General features: G+C 75.3%; 14 protein-coding genes. 6 read left to right on the top strand and 8 right to left on the bottom strand.

Translation table 11 applies throughout. The annotated features are described in order from the left end of the window. Positions 1-22: 22 nt before the first annotated feature. Positions 23-337, bottom strand: a complete 315-nt coding sequence (locus ACWEJ6_RS47415) for a MerR family transcriptional regulator (RefSeq protein WP_452431930.1) — start codon at positions 335-337, stop codon at positions 23-25. Between the two features lie 213 nt (positions 338-550). On the opposite strand from ACWEJ6_RS47415, the gene ACWEJ6_RS47410 reads away from it, so the two are divergent. From ACWEJ6_RS47410 to ACWEJ6_RS47400, 3 genes are read left to right on the top strand one after another with little or no spacing between them, the layout of a single operon-like run. Further along, entirely contained in the window at positions 551-2,005 is a 1,455-nt protein-coding gene (locus tag ACWEJ6_RS47410; RefSeq protein ID WP_452431929.1) for a phytoene desaturase family protein, read from the top strand. Further along, positions 2,002-2,901 carry a phytoene/squalene synthase family protein gene (locus tag ACWEJ6_RS47405; RefSeq protein ID WP_352354748.1) on the top strand — a complete coding sequence of 300 codons (900 nt, stop codon included), beginning with the start codon at positions 2,002-2,004 and terminating at the stop codon, positions 2,899-2,901. Before ACWEJ6_RS47410 ends, ACWEJ6_RS47405 begins: the two co-directional genes overlap by 4 nt. After that, positions 2,898-3,872 carry a phosphate acyltransferase gene (locus ACWEJ6_RS47400; protein ID WP_452431927.1) on the top strand — a complete coding sequence of 325 codons (975 nt, stop codon included), beginning with the start codon at positions 2,898-2,900 and terminating at the stop codon, positions 3,870-3,872. The genes ACWEJ6_RS47405 and ACWEJ6_RS47400 overlap by 4 nt, the downstream gene beginning before the upstream one ends. Positions 3,873-3,877: 5 nt before the next feature. Here ACWEJ6_RS47400 and ACWEJ6_RS47395 read toward each other — a convergent pair whose 3' ends face one another. Continuing rightward, positions 3,878-4,585: a spheroidene monooxygenase gene (locus ACWEJ6_RS47395; protein ID WP_452431926.1), complete on the bottom strand. Its 708-nt coding sequence runs from the start codon at positions 4,583-4,585 to the stop codon at positions 3,878-3,880. Between ACWEJ6_RS47395 and ACWEJ6_RS47390 the strand changes: the two genes are divergently transcribed. After that, positions 4,557-5,165 carry a glycerol-3-phosphate acyltransferase gene (locus ACWEJ6_RS47390; RefSeq protein ID WP_452431925.1) on the top strand — a complete coding sequence of 203 codons (609 nt, stop codon included), beginning with the start codon at positions 4,557-4,559 and terminating at the stop codon, positions 5,163-5,165. The genes ACWEJ6_RS47395 and ACWEJ6_RS47390 overlap by 29 nt on opposite strands. On the opposite strand, the gene ACWEJ6_RS47385 is transcribed toward ACWEJ6_RS47390, so the two are convergent. Genes ACWEJ6_RS47385 through ACWEJ6_RS47375 form a run of 3 tightly spaced genes read right to left on the bottom strand, consistent with a single transcriptional unit; the run spans position 5,104 to position 8,449 of the window. Then, on the bottom strand, positions 5,104-6,243 hold the full coding sequence (locus tag ACWEJ6_RS47385) for a glycosyltransferase (RefSeq protein WP_452431924.1): 1,140 nt from the start codon (positions 6,241-6,243) through the stop codon (positions 5,104-5,106). The genes ACWEJ6_RS47390 and ACWEJ6_RS47385 overlap by 62 nt on opposite strands. After that, positions 6,240-7,679, bottom strand: coding sequence for a phytoene desaturase family protein (locus ACWEJ6_RS47380; protein WP_387676524.1), 1,440 nt, complete (start codon positions 7,677-7,679; stop codon positions 6,240-6,242). Before ACWEJ6_RS47380 ends, ACWEJ6_RS47385 begins: the two co-directional genes overlap by 4 nt. Further along, positions 7,667-8,449, bottom strand: a complete 783-nt coding sequence (locus tag ACWEJ6_RS47375; protein ID WP_452431923.1) for a carotenoid biosynthesis protein — start codon at positions 8,447-8,449, stop codon at positions 7,667-7,669. The genes ACWEJ6_RS47380 and ACWEJ6_RS47375 overlap by 13 nt, the downstream gene beginning before the upstream one ends. A gap of 121 nt (positions 8,450-8,570) precedes the next feature. Here ACWEJ6_RS47375 and ACWEJ6_RS47370 point away from each other — a divergent pair, with 121 nt between their 5' ends. After that, complete coding sequence (locus tag ACWEJ6_RS47370) at positions 8,571-10,706, top strand: NACHT domain-containing protein (RefSeq protein WP_452431922.1); 2,136 nt, start codon at positions 8,571-8,573, stop codon at positions 10,704-10,706. On the opposite strand, the gene ACWEJ6_RS47365 is transcribed toward ACWEJ6_RS47370, so the two are convergent. After that, positions 10,701-11,198 (bottom strand): potassium channel family protein, encoded by a 498-nt coding sequence (locus ACWEJ6_RS47365; protein ID WP_387676516.1) that lies wholly within the window; start codon positions 11,196-11,198, stop codon positions 10,701-10,703. The genes ACWEJ6_RS47370 and ACWEJ6_RS47365 overlap by 6 nt on opposite strands. A 100-nt stretch (positions 11,199-11,298) precedes the next feature. On the opposite strand from ACWEJ6_RS47365, the gene ACWEJ6_RS47360 reads away from it, so the two are divergent. Continuing rightward, a complete protein-coding gene (locus ACWEJ6_RS47360) occupies positions 11,299-13,110 on the top strand; it encodes an alkyl/aryl-sulfatase (RefSeq protein WP_452431921.1) in 1,812 nt (603 codons plus the stop codon). A gap of 23 nt (positions 13,111-13,133) precedes the next feature. Here the strand turns inward: ACWEJ6_RS47360 and ACWEJ6_RS47355 are convergent, their stop codons facing one another. Further along, positions 13,134-13,757 carry a response regulator transcription factor gene (locus ACWEJ6_RS47355; protein ID WP_358301630.1) on the bottom strand — a complete coding sequence of 208 codons (624 nt, stop codon included), beginning with the start codon at positions 13,755-13,757 and terminating at the stop codon, positions 13,134-13,136. Further along, positions 13,754-14,938: a sensor histidine kinase gene (locus tag ACWEJ6_RS47350; protein WP_364338349.1), complete on the bottom strand. Its 1,185-nt coding sequence runs from the start codon at positions 14,936-14,938 to the stop codon at positions 13,754-13,756. Before ACWEJ6_RS47350 ends, ACWEJ6_RS47355 begins: the two co-directional genes overlap by 4 nt. Positions 14,939-14,982 lie beyond the last annotated feature (44 nt).

Below are 14,982 nucleotides of genomic sequence, written 5' to 3'. Positions count from 1 at the left end.
TTTTCCATCCCCGCAGCTTTATCTATCTGCGGTGGTTTGTCCTGGGGGCCGTCCGCGCGCCGGACGGCGGCGCGGCGGGGGTGTCGGGCAGCGCGAGGGCGAGCCTGGCCGCCTCGGCCGGCACCAGGCCGGTGGCGATCAGGCGTTTCATCTCGGCCAGCCGCCGCACGTCGGCGGCGCCGTAGCGGCGGTGGCCCCCGGGGCTGCGGCGGCTGGGGCCCAGGCCGTAGCGCAGGTTCCAGGTGCGCAGCGTCGGCGCGGGGATGCCGAGGCGCCGGGAGACGGCTCCGATGCCGAATCCCGCGTCCTCCTGGCTGACCGGTGTGTCCTCGTCCATGGTGTTCCCGCTGCCGCTCGACGTGTCCGACTATCTTTTCGCGCTTGCGGGGTCCTTGGGCGCATGGCTGGGCGCGTCCGGCTTGATCCCGTTGTCCGGTGACGTGCAACCGGGCGCGCTCCTGGCACGAATTCTGTTCATAGCGACAGAAGGAGCTGCGTGCATGGACACGGTGACCTCGCAGGCCGGGCACGTGCGTGGGACGGCCGGCCGATGAGCCCGGTGGTCGTGGTCGGGGCCGGGCTGGGCGGGCTGGCCGCGGCCGTCCACCTGGCGGCCGCCGGTCGTCAGGTCACCGTGGTGGAGGCGCTCGACGAGCCCGGCGGCTGCTGCGGCACCGCCCGCCTCGGGCCGTACCGCTTCGACACCGGCCCTTCGGTGCTGACCATGCCGGGCGTGCTGGCCGAGGTGTTCGGCGCGGCCGGGCAGGAGCTGCGGCACTGGTTGCCGTTGCGCCGCCTGGACCCGTCGTACCGGATGGTCTTCGACGACGGGTCGCGGCTGGACGTCCTGCCCGAGCGCGAGGCGATGGCCGAGCAGGTGCGGACGGTGTGCGGGCCCGCCGAGGCGGCGCGCTACGACCGCTACCGGAGGCTGCTCGACGAGCTGTTCCGGGTGGAGTGGCCGGCGTTCATCGACGCGGACGTGAGCCGGCTGCGCGCCCTGGCCCGGCCGGCCGCGCTGCTCCGGCTGGCCCGGCTGGGCGGCTTCCGGCGGCTGGACCGCCTGGCCGCCCGGCACCTGCGCGACCCCCGGCTGATCAAGGCCCACACCTTCCAGTCCCTGTACGTGGGGCTCGCGCCGCAGCGCGCGCTCGGCATCTACGCCGTCATCGCCCACATGGACACCGTCGGCGGCGTGTACTTCCCGCGGCGCGGCGGCATGCACGCCATCCCCTCGGCCATGGCGGCCCTGCTGGCGAAGCTGGGCGGCGACCTCCGCTACGGCGCCCGCGCCGACCAGGTCGAGACGGACTCCGACGGCGTCACCGGGGTGCTGCTGGCGAGCGGCGAGCGGCTCGCGGCGCGGCAGGTGGTCGTGGCCTGCGACCGCCTGGCCGCCCGGCGGCTGCTGCCCGGCCCGGCGGCCGACTGGCGGTTGCGCCGCCCCCACCACTCCCCCTCCTGCCTGGTGCTGCACGTCGGCCTGGACCGTCCCCTGGACGGCCAGGCCCACCACACCCTGCATTTCGGACGGGCCTGGCGGGAGACCTTCACGGCGCTGGCGGCCGGCCGTCCGCAACCCGATCCCAGCCTGCTGATCACCCATCCCGAGCCGGACGGCGAGGCCGCGCCGCCCGGACAGGCCACGCTCAGCGTCCTGGAACCCGCGCCCAACCTGCGGACCGCCGACTGGGACCGGTTGCGGCCCGAGCTGGAGACGCGGCTGCTCGGCCGCCTGGCCGCGCTCGGCCACGGCGACCTGTCCGGCGCGCCCCGGCTGGTGCTCGACCCGCCCGCCTGGGCGGCGCGCGGGCACAGCGCGGGCACCCCGTTCGCGCTGGACCACCGCTTCACCCAGACGGCGTGGCTGCGGCCCTCGGCCGTCGCCCGGCGGGTGCCGGGACTGCACTTCGCCGGCATGTACACCGCGCCCGGCGTCGGGATCCCTCCGGTGCTGATCTCCGGCCGGCTCGCCGCCGAACGCATCTTGAAGGAGGCCCGTTGACGCTCACCGCCAGCTACGAACGCTGCCGACAACTCCACGCCCGCTACGGCCGCTCCTACTACCTGGCCACCCGCCTGCTGCCCCAGTGGAAACGCCGGCACGTGCACGCCCTGTACGGCTTCGCCCGCTACGCCGACGAGATCGTCGACTCCTTCACCATGACCGGCGACCGCGCCCGCGCGCTCGACGACCTGGCCGCCAAGGTCGAGGCCGGGCTGGCCGGGGCGGCGACCGGCGATCCGATGCTGCCCGCGTTCCTGCACACCGTGCACTCCTTCGGCATCGACCACGGCGACGTCCGCGCCTTCCTCGCCTCGATGCGCGCCGACCTGTCGGTGCGGCGGTACGCGACCTACGACGACCTGCTGGGGTACATGTCGGGATCGGCCGCCGCGATCGGCACGATGATGCTGCCGGTGCTGGAGCCGGCGCCCGGCCACGAGGAGGCCGCCCGCGAGCCGGCCCGCCAGCTCGGGCTGGCCTTCCAGCTCACCAACTTCCTGCGCGACGTCGCCGAGGACTTCGCCCGCGGCCGGGTCTACCTGCCGATGGAGGACCTGGACAAGTTCGGCGTCGTGCCCGGCATGCTGGGCGAGCGGCGGACCCGGCGGGCGGTGCGCGACCTGCTGGCCTTCGAGGCCGGGCGGGCCCGCGAGCACTACCGGGCCGCCGACGAGGGCGTCGGCCTGCTCGTCGCCTCCTCGCGGCCGTGCGTGCGCGCCGCCTTCGAGCTGTACGGCGGCATCCTCGCCGAGATCGAGCGCCGCGGCTTCGACGTCCTGGCCGGGCGGGTGCGGGTGCCGCGCCGTCGCAAGGCCGCCGTCTTCGCCCGGCACCTGCTGGCCTCCGCCGGGTCGGGCCGGGCCGAGCGGCGCGTCCGCGTGGAGCTGCCGTGACCGGCGCGGCCCCCGTGGTGCTGGACGCGATGGGCGGCGACCACGGGCCCGCCGAGGTGGTCGCGGGGGCGGTGCTGGCCTGCCGCGAGCACGGCGTGCCCGTCGTCCTGGCCGGCCCGGCGCCCCGGCTGGCCGAGGAGCTGCGGCGGCACGGCGCCGCGGACGAGATCGCGGTGGCCCACGCCGAGGACGCCGTGCCCATGACCGAGCGCGGGGCGGGCGCGACCGCGCTGGCCGCCTCCAGCCTGGCGATCGGCTGCGACCTGGTCGGACGGGGCGAGGGCGGGGCGCTGGTGTCGGCCGGGCCCACCGGCGCGGTGGTCGCCTGCGCGGTGCGCGGCATCGGCCGGGCGACCGGCGTGCTGCGGCCCGCGCTGGCCGTGGCGCTCCCGTCGCTGCCGGGCGGCGCGAGCGTGCTGGTGGACGCCGGCGCGATCACCGATCCGCGCCCCGCCATGCTGGCCCAGTTCGCGCTGCTCGGCGCGGGGTACGCGCGGGCCGTGCTGGGCGTGGCCGACCCGGTGGTGGGGCTGCTGTCGATCGCGGCGGAGCCGGGCAAGGGCAACCGGCTGGCCCGCCAGGCCGAAGAGCTGCTGGGCGAGCTGCCGGTGCGCTTCCACGGCCCCGTCGAGGGGCACGACGTCCTGGCCGGCACGGTGGACGTGATCGTCACCGACGGCTTCACCGGCAACGTCGTGCTCAAGAACGTCGAAGGCTGCGTGCGCACGGCGCTGACCATGGTGGCCGACGCCGGCATCGCTCCACCCGACCGGCTCGCCGAGGTGGCGCGCCGCTACGACCCGCAGACGCACGGCGGCGCCGTCCTGCTCGGCCTGCGCGGCACCGTCGTGGTCGCGCACGGCTCCTCGCGGGCGGCCACGATCGCCCGCGCCTGCGTAGTGGCCCACACGCTGGCGGGACGGGATCCGGCGGCCGGGATCGCGGCGGGCGCGGTCACGGCGGCGGGATGAGGGGGTCAGCCCAGCGGGTCGCGCCCGTCCCAGCGGCCCTCACTGGCATAGGGGACGAAGCGGGCGAACAGCTCTTCGGCGTACCAGTCGCGGGCCCGTACCCGCTCGACGACCCGCCGGTGGGCCTGGCCCCGGTAGGCGAAGTCCCGTACGGCCCGCCGGTCGCGCCACAGCGAGAAGGTGGCCTGCCGGGCGAGCGGCCACTCCCCCATGCCGACCGAGGCCAGGCAGCCGTCCTGCCGCCGCAGCAGCTCCTCGACCGGCGGGACCGACCGGTAGAAGGCGACCAGCCGGCGGGGCCGGATGGACGCCCTGGTGAGCACCGCCACCGGGCCGGGCCCGCCGTCGTCGCGGGCCGGCGCGCCGCCGAACGGGTCGCGGCCGCCCCACGCGCCGCGCGAGGCGAGCGGGGCCAGCCGGGTCTGCCAGTACTCCGCGGACTCCGTCCGCCAGCGGGCGGCGATCGGCGAGTCGCGCAGGAACTCCGCCAGGTCGCTCTCCCGCCGCCAGACGGCGAACAGCGCCCAGCGCCGCAGGTCGGCGCCCAGCGACATCGAGCGTCCCCGGCCGGTGCCGAGCAGCCGCCAGAAGATCGGGCCGCCGGGGCGGCGCAGCAGCGGCCGGTCGAAGGCCATGTGCTTCATCGCCCCCCTGCCGCCGTACCGGACGAGGTGGAACGACGCGATGGTTGAGGTGCTCGTGTCGGTCGTCATCGGCTACCTGCTGGGGTCGGTGCCGGTCGCGGTCCTGACGGCGCGGGCGCACGGCGTCGATCCGCGCGACGTCGGGGACCGCAACCCGGGGTACTGGAACGTCAAGGAGCAGCTCGGGCGGTGGGCGGGCGTGCCGGTGTTCGCCGGCGACACGCTGAAGGGCGCTCTGGCCGCCCTGGTCGCGCTGGTGATCGGCGGCGGCCACACCGCCGCCTTCGGCGTGGTGTCGGGGGCGAGCGTGGCGCCGGTGTACCTGGCGGTGGCGGCGGCCATGGCGGGGCACGCGTGGCCGCTGTTCGCCGGCTTCCGGGGCGGCCGGTGCGTGCTCACCTTCGCCGGCGGGGTCGCGGTCATCTGCCCGCCGGCGTTCGGGCTGGCCGTGGCGGCGCTGACGCTGGTGGCGCTGGCGACGCGGTCGTTCGCGGCGGGCGCGCGCCTGGCGGTGTTCGGGGTGCCGCTGCTGCAGCTGCTGTTCATGCCGGCCGAGCTGGTGGCGGCCACCGGGGGGCTGATGTGCCTCATCGGGCTGCGTTTCGGGCAGGCCGCGCTGGCCGGCCGCCGCCGATCGTCCCATCGCTGACGCCCGCGCCCACGTCGCCGTAGGTGCGTCCCCGCCAGTCGCGCACCGGCCGTACGGTGGCCTGCGTCAGGCGGAACGCGGTGGCCGGGTCCAGCAGCGGCGACAGCAGCAGCCCCGCTCCGGGCCGCCGGTAGCTGCCCCGCAACGCCGCCGTCAGTGACACCCGCAGTCCCAGCAGCGTCAGGTCCAGGCCGGTCGGGCGGCCCGCGGCCAGCCGCAGCACGGGCAGCGCCGCCGTCAGCCAGATGACCGCCAGGTCGGCCGCCTGCCAGGCGGGGCCGGTCACGTCGGCCAGCGGCAGCGAACGGCCCCACTCCCGCCACAACTCGCCCGCCGAGTCGTGCATGTCGACCTCCAGCAGGCCGCCGGCGTCCAGGAAGCCCACCGACCAGCCCTGTGCGGCCAGGCGACGGGCCAGCGCCACGTCGTCGGTCATCCGGTCGTGCACGAGCGCGAAGCCGTCCGCCTCGGTCATCCGGGACCGCCGGAAGGCCATGCACTGGCCGTTGGCGATCACCCGGTGCGGCGGCGGCGGGGTCGGCGGGCCGACGGGGCCGAAGCGGTAGACCAGCGTCGCCAGCATCGAGGCGTGCAGGGCCTGCTCCAGCGCGCCGTCGCAGACGAAGCGCGGGCCGGCGCTGACCAGGTCGTAGCGGTCCAGGGCCGCGGCCAGGGCGCCGAACAGGCCGGGCGCGGGCCGGACGTCGGCGTCCAGCGTGACCACCACGCCGGCGCGGGCGGCGGCCACCCCCTGCCGCAGCGCCCACTGCTTGCCGACCCAGCCGGGCGGCAGCGGATCGGCGGTGACGACGGTGGCGCCCAGCGACGCCGCCAGCTTCGCCGTGCCGTCCCGGGAGCCGTCGTCCACGACGATCACCTCGCGGACGCCGGGGGCGGCCAGCGCGGCGCGCAGGCACGGGCCGATCCTGGCCTCCTCGTCGCGGGCGGGGATCACCACGGAGACCGGCTCGCCCGCGACCGGACGGGGCCGCAGCGCGGGCAGCCGCCGCCGCCCCCGCGCGAGCCGGGCCGCCACGACGGCCGCCGCCACGCCCTGCGCGACGGTGAGCGCCCTCATCGCGAACCGCCCGCGAGGTCCTGCGCCACCAGGCCGGCCACGATGCGGGCGCCCAGCGTCACCATCGGCAGGCCCCCGCCGGGGTGGGCCGAGCCGCCCACCAGGTACAACCCGCGTCTCGGCCCCCGGTTGCCCGGCCGGGCGAAGGACGCCAGCCTGCCCCGGTAGGCGCTGCCGTAGATCGCGCCGCCCCAGGAGCCGTACCGGTCCCGCAGGTCGGCGGGGGTGAGGACGTCGACGAAGCGCAACCGGCCGGCCAGGTCGCAGCCGCGCCCGGCCAGCCGCTCCAGCACCAGGTCCCGGTACGCCTCGACCCCGATCCCCCACCGGGCCGGATCCCGGGCGGGCACGTTGACCAGCATCGTCCAGTTCTCCGCCCCGCCCGGGGCCTGGGAGGCGTCGTCCACCGCCGAGCAGCCGACGTAGACCGTCGGGTCGAGGGGCGGACGTCCCCGGTCGAAGATGTCGGCGAACTCGCGCTCGTAGTCGGCCGAGAACAGCACCGAATGGTGCGGCAGTCCCGGCGTGCGGCCCTCCACCCCGGCCAGCAGCAGGAAGGCCGAGGAGGAGGCGCCGAGCCGGGCGATCCGGCGCAGCCGCCGCCGGTCCGGCGACAGGCGGCCGTACAGGGCGGCGGCGTCGGTGCCGGCCACCACGACGTCGGCCCGCACCCTGCGTCCGCTCGCCAGCCGTACCCCGGTGACCCTGGACGCGTCGGCCTCGACGGCGGCGACGGGCTCGGACAGGAAGATCTCCACCCCGGCGGCCTTCAGCAGCAGCGCCAGGTCGTCGGCCAGGCGGGCCAGACCGCCGGGCGCGTACCAGACGCCCTCCCCGTGCTCCAGCGCCGGGACGCAGCCCAGCGCCGCCGGCGCCCGGTACGGGCTCGACCCGGCGTACGTGGCGTAGCGGCCGACGTACTGGCGCAGGCGGGGGTCGCCGAAGTGGCGCCGCGCCAGCCCGGCCAGGGTGCGGGCGGGGGCCACCGCGGTCAGGTCCGACAGCCGCGGCCGTCCCTGCCGCCGGATCGGCGGACCGGCGAACACGGTCCGCTCCGCCGCCCGCAGGCAGCCCTGCGCCCACTGGTGGAAGGCCGTCCAGGCCCGGCCCTCGCCCGGCGCCAGCCGCTCCACCTCGGCGGCCATCCGCGCCGGGTCGCGGTGGGCGTCCAGGACCGTGCCGTCGGCGAAGCGGTACCGGCACAGCAGGGCGGGTTCGATCAGCTCGCGCTCCAGCCCGAGTTCGCGCAGCACCCGCGGCATGGTGAGCAGCGAAGGGCCGAGGGAGAAGGTGAAACCGTCACGGCGGTGCTCGGCCAGCTTGCCGCCCAGCCGCGGCAGCTGCTCGTACAGCCGCACCTCGTGGCCCTGGCGGGCCAGCAGCAGCGCGCACGCCATGCCGCCCATGCCGCCGCCGATCACCGTCACCTCGGCCATGACCGCCTCCAGGCCGGCGCGGCGAACGCGCCCATCGTGATCCCTCCGGCGGCGGCGACCAGCAGGTCCGGCGGCCGGAACACCGCCGCGAAGCCCACCGTCTCCATCACCGCCATGACCGTGTACAGCGCCAGCAGCCCGCGCGCCGGGGCGGCGGCCCGGACGATCCGCCCGACGACCACCATGACCAGCGCCGACACCAGCAGCCAGCCGGCGAAGTTGCTCAGCGGCACGCCGCGGTAGAAGCCCTCCCGCGCCCACGTCCACAGGCCGAGCCGGACCATCTGGGGGTCGAGGAACAGGTCCCACGCCGTCAGCGCGCCCGCGCCCGCGCACACCCTGGCCACCCCGCCGGACGGCACGACCGCGACCGCCACCGCGTGGGCCGCCAGCCCCATGCCGCCCCACGCCAGCACCACCACCACGGGAACCCCGGCCACCTGCGGCCACAGCGCGTCGCTGTAGCGGTAGGAGCCGAACGGGAACCCGGTCAGCAGCCCCGCCAGCTCGGCCGCGTACCCGGTCAGCGCCGCGCCGGCGAAGGCGGCCGCCGCCCTGGCCGCGCCCCAGGCGTCCGCGGCGAAGGCCAGGGCGCACGCCGCCAGCAGCACGACGATCACCCCGGTGAGCCGCTCGGGCCGCGCGGCCAGCCCGGACGCCACCTGGCAGCCCATCATGGCCAGCACCGCCAGCACGCCGAGCGCGCGGCCCGGCCGCAGCGCCGATCTCAGGGCCGGGCCCGTCAGCTGCCGGCCTGGTGTGCCTTCCACATACCTGTGTTTCGCACGTGCCGCCCGCGGGGTTGCACGGACCGCGAGCCGGTACGGGACGAAGAGGATCTTTGTCGCGTTCCCCGCACACGACGGGCGCCCGCTTTGAAATGCTGGGACCGTGAGCCGGCGGACGAGGACATGGTGGTTCTGGGCGGGCGTGGCGGCCGGGATGGTCATGCTGGTGGCCGCCGCGCTGCGGCTGTGGACGCTCTACCCGGGCGACGTCGACCCGGTCGGCGCCGGGCTGGGGCTGGCCGGGACGGGCATCGCCGCGTTGTCCTGGTGGCAGGCGCAGCGGCTGGCCGACACCGACGTGCAGGCGGCCGCGATCCTGCTGGCGAGGCGGGTGCTGGCCGAGGAGCGGGCCCAGCGGGCACAGCTGCTGGGCGGCAGGGGCAGCGACGCGGTCATCGACGTCGACTTCTCCTTCCACCCCACCGGCGGTTCCGTCTCCGCGCCGCCGGCCGGCAGCCTCAAGCAGGTGGCCGCCTACTTCCGCGAGCTGGGCGGCCCGGGGCGGCTGGTGATCACCGGGGTGGCGGGTTCGGGCAAGACCGTCCTGGCCATCGAGCTGATCCTCCGGCTGCTCGACGGCCGGCGGCCCGACGACCGCGTCCCGGTGCGGATCTCCGCGGCGAGCCTGGATCCCGACGTGCCGGTGCGGGACATGCTCGCCCGGCACCTGACCGCCGCGTACGGCCTGAAGCCGGTGACCGCGCGCACGCTCGTGGCGGCGGAGCGGATCCTGCCCGTCGTGGACGGGCTCGACGAGATGGACGACACCGACGAGCCGGGCTACGGTTCGCGGGCCGCCCGGGCGCTGCGCGCGCTGGAGGAGTACGAGCACGGGCTGGACCGCTGCAGCATGGTCCTGACCTGCCGCACCGACCAGTACGACGCCCTGGTCGCCGACCGGGCCGTCCCCCGTGGGCTCGTCCGGGTCGACGTGGGCAAGGTGGGCGGCGACAAGGCGTGGAGCTTCATCCAGGCCGTCACCGACCAGGAGGATCCCGACCGCTGGCGGCCGGTCCTCGATGCGCTGACCCGCGACGGCCACGTCCTGGCCGAGGCGCTGAACACGCCGTGGCGGCTGACCCTGGCGGTCAGCGTCTACGAGCAGCGCGACCCGGTCACCGGGCGCTATGTGCGCTCCCCCGAGGTCCTCACGCGCTTCGCCGACCAGCAGGCCGTACGGGAGCATCTCCTCGGCCTGTTCATCCCCGCCCGCCTGGCCGCGGCGGACCCGGCGGGCAGGGGGCCGGACGCCCGGCGCACGCACGCCTACCTGGCCGTCCTGGCCGCCCATCTGCGCGCCAACGCGGGCCGGCCGCCGCTCGACGGGCGCGTGTTGTCCGGCACGGATCTCGTGCTGCACCGGTTGTGGCCGCTGGCGGGCGACCGGGCGCGGTTCTTCGGCGCGCTGGTGGCGCTGGCGACCTGCCTTCCCGGGGTCGCCGCCGTCGTCGTCGCCGCCGTCGCGGTGTTCTCGCGGGTGGAGATCGTGGACGGCCGGATCTCGGGCGCGACGGTGATGGCCGTCGCCCTTCTCCTGCTGCCCGGCACGGTGGCGGTGCGCCTGCTGACCGAACCGGTCACGGCCTATCGGCAGGCGTGGTCCACGGGGGACGAGGACGGCCTGCTCCGGTCCCGCGGCGGACAGAGCCGCAGGCGGAGCGTCGTGGACGGCGTGCTGGCCGCCCTGTACGGCTGCCTGACGTGCGCGGCGGTCATCATGGAGTTCGGCGCCGCCCTGCCGCTGTGGGTGCCGATCGTCTTCGGCGTCCTGGTCGGCGTGGGGATGGCGAGCGGCAGGGACGTGACGCTGGGATACGCCGGCTCCTGGGACGGCGTCGACCCCAGGACGGTCATCCGCAACGACGTCGTCTCGACGCTCGTGGCCGCGCTCACCTTCGGCCCCGGATTCGGGTTCATGCTGGGCATCTGGTTCGTGAAGCTGCTGGAGGGGATCCCGGTCGTCGCGGCGGTCGCGGTGGCCGCGGTGTTCGGCATGTCGCTGGTGGCGTCCTGGTCGCCGCTGCTGGCGCGCCGCTACCTGGGCCTCCTGCTGGCCACGCGGGGCCGGCTGCCGTGGCGGCTGGGACGGTTCCTGCACCGCTGCTACGACGCCGGGCTGCTGCGGATCTCCGGGATCGCCTACCAGTTCCGGCACCGCGAGCTCCAGGACTACCTGGCCACGCACCCCCAGGCCCCCACGGCGGCCCCGGTCCCCTGCCTGGAGGGAGAACCCTCATGACGACTCCTGCGAGCGCCACACACCCACGATGAGCGCGAGCGCCGACGTCACGACGATCAGATCGAAGATCACCTGCACGACGACCAGGGCCTTCGCCCCCTGCCCGAGGGGGACGACGTCGCCGTAGCCGACCGTGCCCAGGGTGATCACCGAGAAGTAGAGCGCGTCCACCCGCGTGCGCAGGCCGTGGAACTGCGCGGCCATCAGGAAGTACAGCGCCGCGAAGAAGACCACCACGACGATGACGACGGTCAGCAACATCGCCAGCTGCTCCGCCAGGGACCGTCCGGGCCGCAGCGCGCGCCCCACCTGCCGCCCCAGCAGCCAGGCCAGCACGATCACCCCGGCCAGGCAGCCCAGCACGCGCAGCTCGGGCGAGCCGTCCTGGAGTTTCTCGGTCGGCAGCGGCACGACGAAGTAGACGCCGGTGATCAAGGCGGCGGCGACCGCGCTCCGCACCCATGCCAGCACGCCGGCCGGAGAAGCACACATGAGAGGAACGTTCCTCGGACCGGCGGCCGCATCGCCGGGAATGCTCTTTCTTGAGGCTCTCCTTGCCCTCATCGCAGACTGCCGAGGGCAGGACGCTCACATGGCAGACCTTCCCTACCAGGACCGGACGGACTTCGAGCACGCCGATCGCGGCTTCATCGCCAGGCTGACCCCCGGCGTGGTCAGGACGTCCGGGGGCGAGGTCGTCTGGGACAACGACGTCTACGACTTCCTGACCGGTGACTGCCCGCCGACCGCTCATCCGAGCCTGTGGCGGCAGGCGCAACTGTGCGCCCGGCAGGGCCTGTACGAGGTGACCGACGGCATCTACCAGGTGCGCGGCCTGGACCTGTCGAACATGACCCTCGTGGAGGGCGACACCGGCGTCGTCGTCATCGACCCGCTGGTCTCCGCCGAGTGCGCCACCGCCGCGCTCGGGCTCTACCGCGACCATCGCGGCGACCGTCCGGTCACCGGGGTCGTCTACACCCACAGCCACGTCGACCACTTCGGCGGCGTGCGCGGCGTCACCGACGGGAACGTGCCGATCGTGGCGCCCGCCGGTTTCATGGAGCACGCGGTCTCCGAGAACGTCTACGCCGGCAACGCCATGAACCGCCGCGCCCTCTACATGTACGGCCAGCTCCTCCCCCGGTCCCCCGAGGGCCAGCTCGGCTGCGGGCTGGGCATGGGCACCTCGCAGGGCACCGTCTCCCTGATCCCGCCGACCCTCGACGTCACCCGCACCGGCCAGGAGGAGACGATCGACGGCGTCCGCGTCGTCTTCCAGCTCACCCCGGGCACCGAGGCCCCCGCCGAGATGAACTTCCTGTTCCCCGACCACCGCGCCCTGTGCCTGGCCGAGAACGCCACGCACAACCTGCACAACGTGCTCACCCTGCGCGGCGCGGTGGTCCGCGACGCCCGGGTGTGGGCCCGCTACCTCACCGAGGCCGTCGAGCTCTTCGCCGACCGGGCCGACGTCGCCTTCGCCTCCCACCACTGGCCCACCTGGGGCCGGGACGACATCGTCACCTTCCTGTCCCAGCAGCGCGACCTGTACGCCTACCTGCACGACCAGACCCTCCGCCTGCTCAACCAGGGCCTGACCGGCCCCGAGATCGCCGAGGTCATGCAGGTGCCGCCCGCGCTGGAGCAGGTCTGGCACACCCACGGCTACTACGGCTCGGTCAGCCACAACGTCAAGGCCGTCTACCAGCGCTATCTCGGCTGGTTCGACGGCAACCCCGCCCACCTGTGGGAACACCCGCCCGTCGAGCTGGCCCGCCGCTACGTCGAGTCCTTCGGCGGCACCTCGGCCGTGGTGGCCCTGGCCGGCCGCTACGTCGGGGAGGGCGACCTGCGCTTCGCCGCGACCCTGCTCAACCACGCCGTGTACGCCGACGGCAACGACGCCTCGGCCCGCAGGCTGCTGGCCCAGGTCTACACCCGGCTCGGCCAGGGCGCCGAGAACGCGACCTGGCGCAACTTCTACCTCACCGGCGCGGCCGAGCTGAAGGACGGCCCCTCACCCGGCGCCACCGACACCACCTCGCCGGACATGCTCGCCGCGCTGTCCACCGAGCAGCTCTTCGACTCCCTGGCCATCCGGGTGAACGGCCCCGACGCCTGGAACGAGCGCTTCGCCATCGACTGGCACCTCACCGACCTGGACGAACGCCACCGGACCACGATGTCCAACGGCGCCCTCATCCACCAGCGGTCACCCACGGACGACGGAGCCGACCTGACGCTGCGCCTCACCCGGCAACGCCTGCTCACCCTGCTCACACTGCTCTCCAGCGACGGTGACGGCGGCGGGCTCGACCACGACGGCGACCTGACCGTCCTGCGGCGCCTGGCGTCCCTGCTGGAGCAGCCGGAGCCGGACTTCGCCATCGTCACGCCCTGATGACCCGAGCGCCACGCCGCGGCTCACGGCGGGCGGATGAGGCCCCGCTTCGAGGCCGCCGCGACGGCCGCGGTGCGGGAGTCCACGTCCAGCTTCGTGTAGATGTGCGCCAGGTGGGTCTTGACGGTGGTCTCGCTGAGGAACATCACCTTGCTGATCTGCCGGTTCGACAGGCCGGCGGCGACGTGCCCGAGCACCTCCAGCTCGCGCGGGCTGAGCGTGGCGTCGGGGGCGCGGACCCGGCCCAGCAGGCGGGCGGCCACGCTCGGCGCCAGGGCGCTGGCGCCCGCGGCGGCCGACCGGATGGCGGCGTGCAGGTCCTCCGACGGGGCGTCCTTGAGCAGGTAGCCGGTCGCGCCGGACTCGATGGCGGCCACGATGTCGGCGTCGGTGTCGAACGTCGTCAGCACCAGGACGCGGGGGCCGTCCAGGGCGACGATCCGGCGGGTCGCCTCGCTGCCGTGCATGCCCGTCCCCAGTTGCAGGTCCATCAGCACGACGTCGGGGGCGAGCGTGGCGGCCAGCCGCACGCCCTCCTGCCCGGTGGCGGCCTCACCGACCAGGTCGAAGTCGGGCTGCCCGGCGAGCATGGCGCGCAGGCCGGAGCGGACCACCGGATGGTCGTCCACCAGGACGATCCGGATCACGGCCCCTCCAGCGGCGGCAGCGGCAGGGTCGCCACGACGGCCGTACCCTCGCCGGGGGCCGACTCCACGGTGAGGCTGCCGCCCAGGGCGCTCACCCGTTCGCGCATCGCGCGCAGGCCGTAGCCGGCGGAACGTCCGGGGTCGAAGCCGCGGCCGTCGTCGTACACGTCCAGCATGACCACGTCGTCCAGGTAGGTGAGGGTCACCCCGGCGTGGCCGGCGCCGGAGTGGCGGCTGACGTTGCCCAGGGCGCCCTGGGCGACGCGGAGCAGCGTCGCGTCGTAGTCGGCGGGCAGCGGCGCCGGGGTGCCGGAGACCTCGAAGCGCGCCTGGATGGGCGTGCCCGCCACGGCGGAGTCGCCGGCCCTGCGCAGCGCGGCGGCCAGCGACGAGTGCCGCAGCGCCGCGGGGGCGAGGCCGCGGACGAAGTTCCTGGCCTCCTCCAGGTTCTCCTTGGCCGCGTCCGCCGCCTCGGTGATGCGGCGTTCGGCGGCCGGGAGGTCGTCGGCCAGGTCCCGCCGGGCCGCCCGCAGCAGCAGGATGATGCTGGACATGCCCTGTGCCAGGGTGTCGTGGATCTCTCTGGCCAGGCGTTCCCGCTCGGCCAGCCGTACGGCGTCGCCCTCCGCCTGGAGCAGTTTCCCGCGCGTGCGGACCAGGTCGTCGATCAGCAGGCGGCGCTGCTCGCTCTCGGCGTGCAGCGCCTTGTAGACCATCGCCATCAGGGTGGCCACCGCCGCGCCGATCGTCGGGCCGATGACCAGGGCGGCGGTCAGCCGTCCCTCGTGCCAGGCGGCGGCCAGGACGGCCGCGACGGTCAGCGCCGCCACGCCCGGCAGCGCCACCGCCAGCGGCAGCAGGTGCAGGTAGGCGAAGAAGAGCGGGAAGGCCAGCCAGACGAACTGCGGCGCGGCCAGCGCGAGCAGCGCCCACCCGGCCGTGGTCAGCACCAGCCAGATCCGGCCCAGCAGCAGGTGCGTCGGCCCGCCGAAGTGCGGCAGCCGCGCCTCGATGGTGATGCCCGCCGCGTAGAGGACGCCGAGGAGCGCTCCGCCCAGCGTCGGCGCGAGCCGTCCGGTCCCGGCGACGCCGGCCAGCGCGATCGCCAGGAGGGTCGCGAACGTGCCGTGCACGGTCCAGCGCAGCAGGCGGAGGGCGGGCGGGAACGGATAGTCAGACATCTCTCACCAAGCGTATGCGACGGCCCTGCGCCACAAATCGTCCG

Source organism: Nonomuraea sp. NPDC004702, from assembly GCF_053601695.1.
This window is presented reverse-complemented; position numbering and strand designations above follow the sequence as displayed.